Below are 7502 nucleotides of genomic sequence, written 5' to 3' on the forward strand. Positions count from 1 at the left end.
CCGGGCCGGAACACCACACCTACTCGGTGCAGTTCACGTCCTGCCGCGGCAGCACGCCGGTGCGCAGGTAGTCGTTGACGAGGTCGTCGACGCAGGCGTTGCCGTAGAACCCGTACACCCCGTGGTGCATGGCGTCCAGGGTGATCAGCGTGGAGGAGGGCCATTCGGCGCGCATCTTCACCGTGCCCTCGTAGGGGGTGCGGGTGTCGCCGGTGGCGGCGACGAGCAGGGCCGGGATGTCGTTGTCGAGGACGGTGGGCGGCTCGGCGGGCAGGTCCCAGAACTCGCACGGGGTGACGTTGCGGGTGATGGGGGCCACCAGCGGGTGGCGGGCGGCGTCGCGGCGCAGGTCGCGCCAGTGGGCGGTGAGGCCGCGCCGCTCGGCGACGTCGCCGCACACGACGGCCATCTGGCCGCTGCCGTAGGCGGATCCGGCCTCGGTGGTCAGGTGCTCCAGTTCCAGGGCGAGCCCGGGGTCGGGCTCGACGCTCTCGCCGGCCGCGGCGCGCAGCAGCAGGCCGGTGGTGGTGGCCAGCCAGTCCCGCTGCGGCTCACCGTCGGAGACGAGGGCGCTGAAGACCAGGAGGGGGGCGGTGTACTGGTCGAGCCGGTAGGGGCCGATGTGCAGCGGCTCGCGCTGCGCGGCCGTGATCACCCGGTCGACGGTGGCGAGGACCGCCGCCCGGTCGGTGCCGAGGCCGTAGTCGGCGTGCCGTTCGGCGGCCCAGTCGGCCCAGGCGCGCAGGGCCTCCTCACCCGCGCGCTCGGTGCCGCGCAGCAGGGTGGGGGTGTAGTGGTCGGGGTGGATGACGCCGTCCAGCACGATCCGGTCGGTGCGGCCGGGGAACAGCTGGGTGTAGACCTCGCCGAGGTAGCTGCCGTAGGAGTAGCCGAGGTAGGAGATCCGCTCCTCCCCCAGGACCGCGCGGATGACGTCCATGTCGCGGGCGGTGTTGCGGGTGGTGGCGTACGGCAGGACGTCGCCGGAGGTGGCGCGGCAGCGTTGGGCGAGGTCGCGCTGGAAGGCGGCGCCGCGCAGGTAGTCGCCGAACCCGGCTCCGGCGGCGCGGTAGCCGGAGCCGACCGGCCAGCCGCAGTCGATCGGGGAGCTGGCGCCGACGAAGCGCGGGTCGAAGCCGATGAGGTCGAAGTCGCCGGCCACCTCTCCCATCGTCTGCTGGAGGATCAGCGGCATGACCAGGCCGGAGCCGCCGGGGCCGCCGGGGTTGGACAGCAGGACGCCGGTGCGCCGGCCGGGGTCGGCGGCACGGATGCGGGAGAGGGCGAGGGTGAGGGTCTCGCCGCCGGGGTCGGCGTAGTCGAGCGGGACGGTCAGCAGGGCGCATTCGGCGCCGGCCGCGCTGAGTGTGGTGGCGTCGGATACGGCGGCGGGGCCGATCCGGTACGGGGTGGCTGGTTCCGCGTCGGCGGTCCCGGCACCGCAGTCGGCCCACTCCACGTGCTGCCGGTGGTACGCGGCGAGGGCGTCGTCGTCCGCCGGCTGCCGGTCGGTGGCCCAGGCCGGGGCGGTGAGGAGGGTGGCGCAGGCGGCGGCCCCCGCGCCCGCCGCCACAGCCCGCTTCCACAGTGATATGAGATGCATGGTCGGCCACGCTAGGTGACGGCCGATCGGGGGGACAGTGGCCCTCACCCCCCATTTCCCCCTGGTTCGATCCCCTAGGGCACCACGGGAGTTGGGCCGGGCACCGCCGGGAACCCCATGGGGCCCGGCGGTGGCGGTGGGCTCAGAACACCGCTTCGGTCTCGTCCATGCGGAACTGCGGCACCCGCTTGAGGTCCGCGGTGGCGCTCGCCAGCGGGGCCATCACGATCTCGGTGCCGCGCAGCGCCGTCATCTTGCCGAACTCGCCCCGGTGGGCCGCCTCCACGGCGTGCCAGCCGAACCGGGTGGCGAGCACGCGGTCGTACGCGGTGGGGGTGCCGCCGCGCTGGATGTGGCCGAGGATCACCGGGCGGGCCTCCTTGCCGAGCCGCTGCTCCAGCTCGGACGCCAGCCGGTTGCCGATGCCGGCGAACCGCTCGTGGCCGTACGGGTCGATCTCGCCCTTCTCGTACGGCATGGAGCCCTCGGCGGGGCGGGCGCCCTCGGCGACGCAGATCACGGCGAACTTCTTGCCGCGCGCGAAACGTTCTTCGACCATTTTGCACAGATCATCGACCTGGAAGGGGCGCTCTGGAATACAGATACCGTGCGCTCCACCCGCCATCCCGGACTCCAGGGCGATCCAGCCCGCGTGCCGGCCCATGACCTCGACCACCATCACCCGCTGGTGCGATTCGGCCGTGGTCTTCAGCCGGTCTATGGCCTCGGTGGCGACACCGACCGCCGTGTCGAAACCGAACGTACGGTCGGTGGCGGAGATGTCGTTGTCGATCGTCTTGGGGACGCCGACCACCGGGATCCCGGCCTCCGCGAGCATCCGCGCGGCGGTCAGGGTGCCCTCGCCGCCGATCGGGATCAGGGCGTCGAGGCCGAGCTTGTGCCGGAACGCCTCGGCGTTGTCGCACGCCTCGCGCAGCCGGGCCCGCTCCAGCCGGCTGGAGCCGAGGATGGTGCCGCCGCGGGCCAGGATGCCGGAGACGGCGTTGATGTCGAGTTCGCGGTAGCGGCCTTCCAGCAGGCCCTTGAAGCCGTCCTCGAACCCGATCACCTGGTCGCCGCGATCGACGACGGCCCGGTGGACGACCGAGCGGATCACGGCGTTGAGGCCAGGGCAGTCACCGCCCGCGGTGAGAACTCCGATACGCATGGGGATGCTCTCCTCTTCGGGGATCGGGAGGGTGGCGCGGGGCCGCTTCGTCGAGGCCGCCCGAATTGTTTCACGCCCGCGGACCCCACCGGACTCCCCTGCTCACATGGTGAACGGATCGCCCGCCGCGACCCGCCGCGCCGGTTACTCAGCGCGCTGGGTATTGTCAAGACCATAGCGATAAACGATTGGATGACGATGAGGGCGGCAGTGATGTCCCTGACAGCCGACACGACGGCGTACGCCCGTACCAGCGCGGGAGCGGTGCGATGACCCGCAGCGTGTACGTGACCGGCATCGGCCGCGGCGACGGCCGCCAGGTGATCGAACTGGGGGTCATGGAACTCCTGACCCGCCAGGTCGACCGGGTCGGGGTCTTCCGCCCCCTCGCCCACCCCGGGCCCGACCCCGTCTTCGAGCTGCTGCGCGGCCGGTACCGGCTCTCCCAGTCCCGCGAGGACGCGCGCGGCATGGCCTACGCCGAGGCCGCCGCCCTCCAGGCCGAGCACGGCATGGACGAACTCGTCACCGCCCTCGTCGAGCGCTACCACAACGTGGCCCGCGACTACGAGGCCGTCCTCGTGCTGGGCACCGACTACGCCGACACCCAGCTGCCCGCCGAGCTGACGCTGAACGCCCGGCTCGCCAACGAGTTCGGTTCCGTCGTGCTGCCGGTGGTCGCCGGTCTCGACCAGAGCGCCGAATCCGTCGTCGCCGAGGTCCGCAACGCCCACCACGCCTTCACCTCGCTCGGCTGCGAGGTGATCGCCACCATCGCCAACCGGGTCCGCGACTCGCACGCCGCCGCCGCGGCCCGCGCGCTGGGCACCCACCTCCCCGAGCCCGTCTACGTGCTCCCCGAGGAGCCCGCGCTCTCGGCGCCCACCGTCACCCAGATCGCCGAGGCGCTGGACGCCGAGGTGCTGCTCGGCGACCGCACCGGGCTGGCCAGGGACGTCCGAGATTTCGTGATCGGCGGCGCCATGCTGCCCACCTTCCTCACCGCGCTGCGCGAGCACTCGCTGGTCGTCACCCCGGGCGACCGCGCCGACCTGGTCGTCGGGGCCCTCGCCGCGCACTCCGCGGGCGCCCCGCCGATCGCCGGGGTCCTGCTCACCCTCGGTGAGCACCCGGGCGCCGAGACCATGGCGCTCGCCGCCCGGCTCGCGCCGGGCACACCGGTCCTCTCGGTGTCCGGCGGCACCTTCCACACCGCCGCCGAGCTGTCCGGTCTGGAGGGCAAGCTGACCGCCGCCACCCCGCGCAAGGCGGAGATCGCGCTCGGCCTGTTCGAGACGCACGTGGACACCGCCCAGCTCACCGAACGGCTCTCGGTGGTGCGCAGCGAGCGGGTCACGCCGATGATGTTCGAGCACGAGCTGATCGAACGCTCCCGCTCGGACCGCCGTCACGTGGTGCTGCCCGAGGGCACCGAGGAGCGGGTGCTGCGCGCCGCCGAGGTGCTGCTGCGCCGCAACGTGTGCGATCTGACGCTGCTGGGCGAGGAGGGCGCGGTCCGCAAGCGCGCCGCCGATCTGGGCATCGACCTGCGGCTGCACGGCGCGGCGGAGGCCATCGACCCCGGCGCGACGGCGACCGCCTGCGTGGCCCGGGTGGTGGACCCGCAGACCTCACCGCTGCGGGAACGTTTCGCCGAGCTGTACGCCCGGCTCCGCGCGCACAAGGGCGTCACCTACGAGCTGGCCTGGGACGTGGTCTCGGACGTCTCCTACTTCGGCACGCTCATGGTCCAGGAGGGCCTGGCCGACGGCATGGTCTCCGGCGCCGTGCACTCCACCGCCGCCACCATCCGTCCGGCCTTCGAGGTGATCAAGACCAAGCCGGAGGCGGCCATCGTCTCCTCGGTCTTCTTCATGTGCCTGGCCGACAAGGTGCTGGTGTACGGGGACTGCGCCGTCAACCCCGACCCCGACGCCGAGCAGCTGGCCGACATCGCCATCCAGTCGGCCGCCACCGCCGCCCAGTTCGGGGTGGAGCCGCGGATCGCGATGCTGTCGTACTCCACCGGCACCTCCGGCTCCGGCGCGGACGTGGACAAGGTGCGGGCGGCCACCGAGCTGGTGCGCCGGCGCCGCCCCGACCTGCTGGTGGAGGGCCCGATCCAGTACGACGCGGCGGTGGAGCCGTCGGTCGCCGCCACCAAGCTGCCGGGCTCCGACGTCGCGGGCCAGGCCACCGTGCTGGTCTTCCCCGACCTGAACACCGGCAACAACACCTACAAGGCCGTGCAGCGCTCGGCGGGCGCCATCGCGGTCGGCCCGGTCCTCCAGGGGCTGCGCAAGCCGGTGAACGACCTCTCGCGCGGCGCCCTCGTGCAGGACATCGTCAACACCGTCGCCATCACCGCCATCCAGGCCCAGCGCCGGACCCAGCAGAAAGTGAATCCGTGACCGAGCACCCCTCCCGTGTCCTCGTGCTGAACTCCGGTTCTTCCTCGGTGAAGTACCAGCTGTTCGACATGACCGACCACTCCCGGCTCGCCGCCGGTCTGGTGGAGCGCATCGGCGAGGCGGGTGCCCGGCTGGTGCACACCCCGGCCGGCGGCGAGCGGCGCGAGCGCACCGATGTGCCGCTGCCCGACCACACGGCGGCGCTGCGGGCGGCGGCGGACGAGCTGGCGGCGGACGGCCTCCGGCTGGACGACCCGCGGCTGGCGGCCATCGGGCACCGGGTGGTGCACGGCGGGCTGAAGTTCACCGAGCCGACGGTGATCACCGACGAGGTGATCGCCGAGATCGAGCGGCTGGTGCCGGTGGCCCCGCTGCACAACCCGGCGAATCTGACCGGCATCCGCACCGCCCTGGAGCTGAACCCGCGGGTGCCGCAGGTCGCGGTGTTCGACACGGCGTTCCACACGACGATGCCGGAGTACGCCGCCCGCTACGCCATCGACACGGCGACCGCCGACGCGCACCGGGTGCGCCGGTACGGCTTCCACGGCACCTCGCACGCGTATGTGGCGCGGCGCACCGCCGAGCTGCTGGGCAAGGACGTCGCGGACGTCAACGTGATCGTGCTGCACCTGGGCAACGGCGCCTCCGCCTCGGCGGTGGCGGGCGGCCGGTGCGTGGACACCTCCATGGGGCTGACCCCGCTGGAGGGTCTGGTGATGGGCACCCGCTCCGGCGACATCGATCCGGCGGTGATCTTCCATCTCTCGCGGGTGGCCGGTATGTCGGTGGACGAGATCGACGACCTGCTGAACAAGCGGTCCGGCCTGGTCGGGCTGTGCGGGGACAACGACATGCGGGAGATCACCCGCCGGATGGCGGAGGGCGACGACGCCGCCCGGCTGGCGTTCGCGATCTACACCTACCGGCTGAAGAAGTACATCGGCGCGTACTACGCGGTGCTGGGCCGGGTGGACGCGATCGCCTTCACCGCCGGGGTCGGCGAGAACGCCGCGAACGTCCGGGCCGCCGCCGTGGACGGTCTGGTGGGCTTCGGGGTGGTCGTGGACGAGCAGCGGAACACGACGCCCGGCAGCGGCCCCCGGTTCATCTCGCCGCAGTACGCTTCCGTGGCGGTCGCCGTCGTCCCCACGGACGAGGAACTGGAGATCGCCAGCCAGGCGTTCGCGCTGGTCAGCCCCTGAACGGCGGGACGGCGGGGCCGCCATTATTCCGGTACGGAACAAAACGATAGGATCGTCGGCATGCGCCGTTCCAAAATCGTCTGCACCCTGGGCCCCGCCGTCGACTCCTATGAGCAGCTCAAGGCGCTCATCGACGCCGGTATGAACGTGGCCCGTTTCAACTTCAGCCACGGGAGCCATCAGGAGCACGAGGAGCGGTACCACCGGCTGCGCAAGGCGAGCGAGGACTGCGGCGTGGCCGTCGGTGTCCTGGCCGACCTCCAGGGCCCCAAGATCCGCCTGGAGACCTTCGCGGACGGCCCCGTCGAGCTGGAGCGCGGTGACGAGTTCACCATCACCACCGATGACGTGGCCGGCGACAAGCACATCTGCGGCACCACGTACAAGGGCCTGCCGGGCGATGTCGCCAAGGGCGAGACCATCCTCATCAACGACGGCAACGTCTCGCTCCAGGTGCTGGAGGTGGACGGGCCGCGGGTGCGGACCATCGTCATCGAGGGCGGGGTGATCTCCGACCACAAGGGGATCAACCTGCCGGGCATCGCGGTGAACGTGCCCGCGCTGTCGGAGAAGGACGTCGAGGACCTGGAGTTCGCGCTGCGGCTGGGCGCCGACATGGTGGCGCTGTCCTTCGTGCGCGACGCGGACGACGTGCGCGACGTGCACGAGGTCATGGACCGGGTCGGGCGCCGGGTGCCGGTCATCGCCAAGGTGGAGAAGCCGCAGGCGGTGGAGAACATGGAGGAGGTCGTCCTCGCCTTCGACGCCGTCATGGTGGCGCGCGGCGACCTCGCCGTGGAGTACCCGCTGGAGAAGGTGCCGCTGGTCCAGAAGCGGCTGATCGAGCTGTGCCGGCGCAACGCGAAGCCGGTGATCGTGGCGACCCAGATGATGGAGTCGATGATCACCAACTCGCGGCCGACCCGCGCGGAGGCGTCCGATGTCGCCAACGCGATCCTGGACGGCGCGGACGCGGTGATGCTCTCGGCCGAGTCCTCGGTCGGCCGGTATCCGATCGAGACGGTCAAGACGATGTCGAAGATCGCGATCGCGGCGGAGGAGCAGTTGCTCTCGCGCGGTCTCCAGCCGCTGGTGCCGGGCAAGAAGCCCCGGAC

General features: G+C 72.0%; 5 protein-coding genes. 3 read left to right on the forward strand and 2 right to left on the reverse strand.

Annotation, left to right across the window (positions count from 1 at the left end; genetic code table 11):
* Positions 1 to 19: 19 nt before the first annotated feature.
* Positions 20 to 1603: an alpha/beta hydrolase gene (locus ACFV5N_RS06595; RefSeq protein WP_385594932.1), complete on the reverse strand. Its 1584-nt coding sequence runs from the start codon at positions 1601 to 1603 to the stop codon at positions 20 to 22.
* Between the two features lie 142 nt (positions 1604 to 1745).
* Entirely contained in the window at positions 1746 to 2771 is a 1026-nt protein-coding gene (locus tag ACFV5N_RS06600; RefSeq protein ID WP_019434358.1) for an ATP-dependent 6-phosphofructokinase, read from the reverse strand.
* 269 nt (positions 2772 to 3040) lie between these two features.
* Here ACFV5N_RS06600 and pta point away from each other — a divergent pair, with 269 nt between their 5' ends.
* The 3 genes from pta to pyk form a co-directional block, all read left to right on the forward strand.
* A complete protein-coding gene (pta, locus tag ACFV5N_RS06605; RefSeq protein WP_385594935.1) occupies positions 3041 to 5182 on the forward strand; it encodes a phosphate acetyltransferase in 2142 nt (713 codons plus the stop codon).
* Positions 5179 to 6387, forward strand: a complete 1209-nt coding sequence (locus ACFV5N_RS06610; protein ID WP_385594938.1) for an acetate kinase — start codon at positions 5179 to 5181, stop codon at positions 6385 to 6387. Before pta ends, ACFV5N_RS06610 begins: the two co-directional genes overlap by 4 nt.
* A 60-nt stretch (positions 6388 to 6447) precedes the next feature.
* Positions 6448 to 7502, forward strand: a 1055-nt coding sequence (gene pyk / locus ACFV5N_RS06615; RefSeq protein WP_385594941.1) for a pyruvate kinase, incomplete at its 3' end; no start/stop codon positions are given.

It is taken from the genome of Streptomyces sp. NPDC059853 (assembly GCF_042731495.1).
GTDB lineage: Bacteria > Actinomycetota > Actinomycetes > Streptomycetales > Streptomycetaceae > Streptomyces.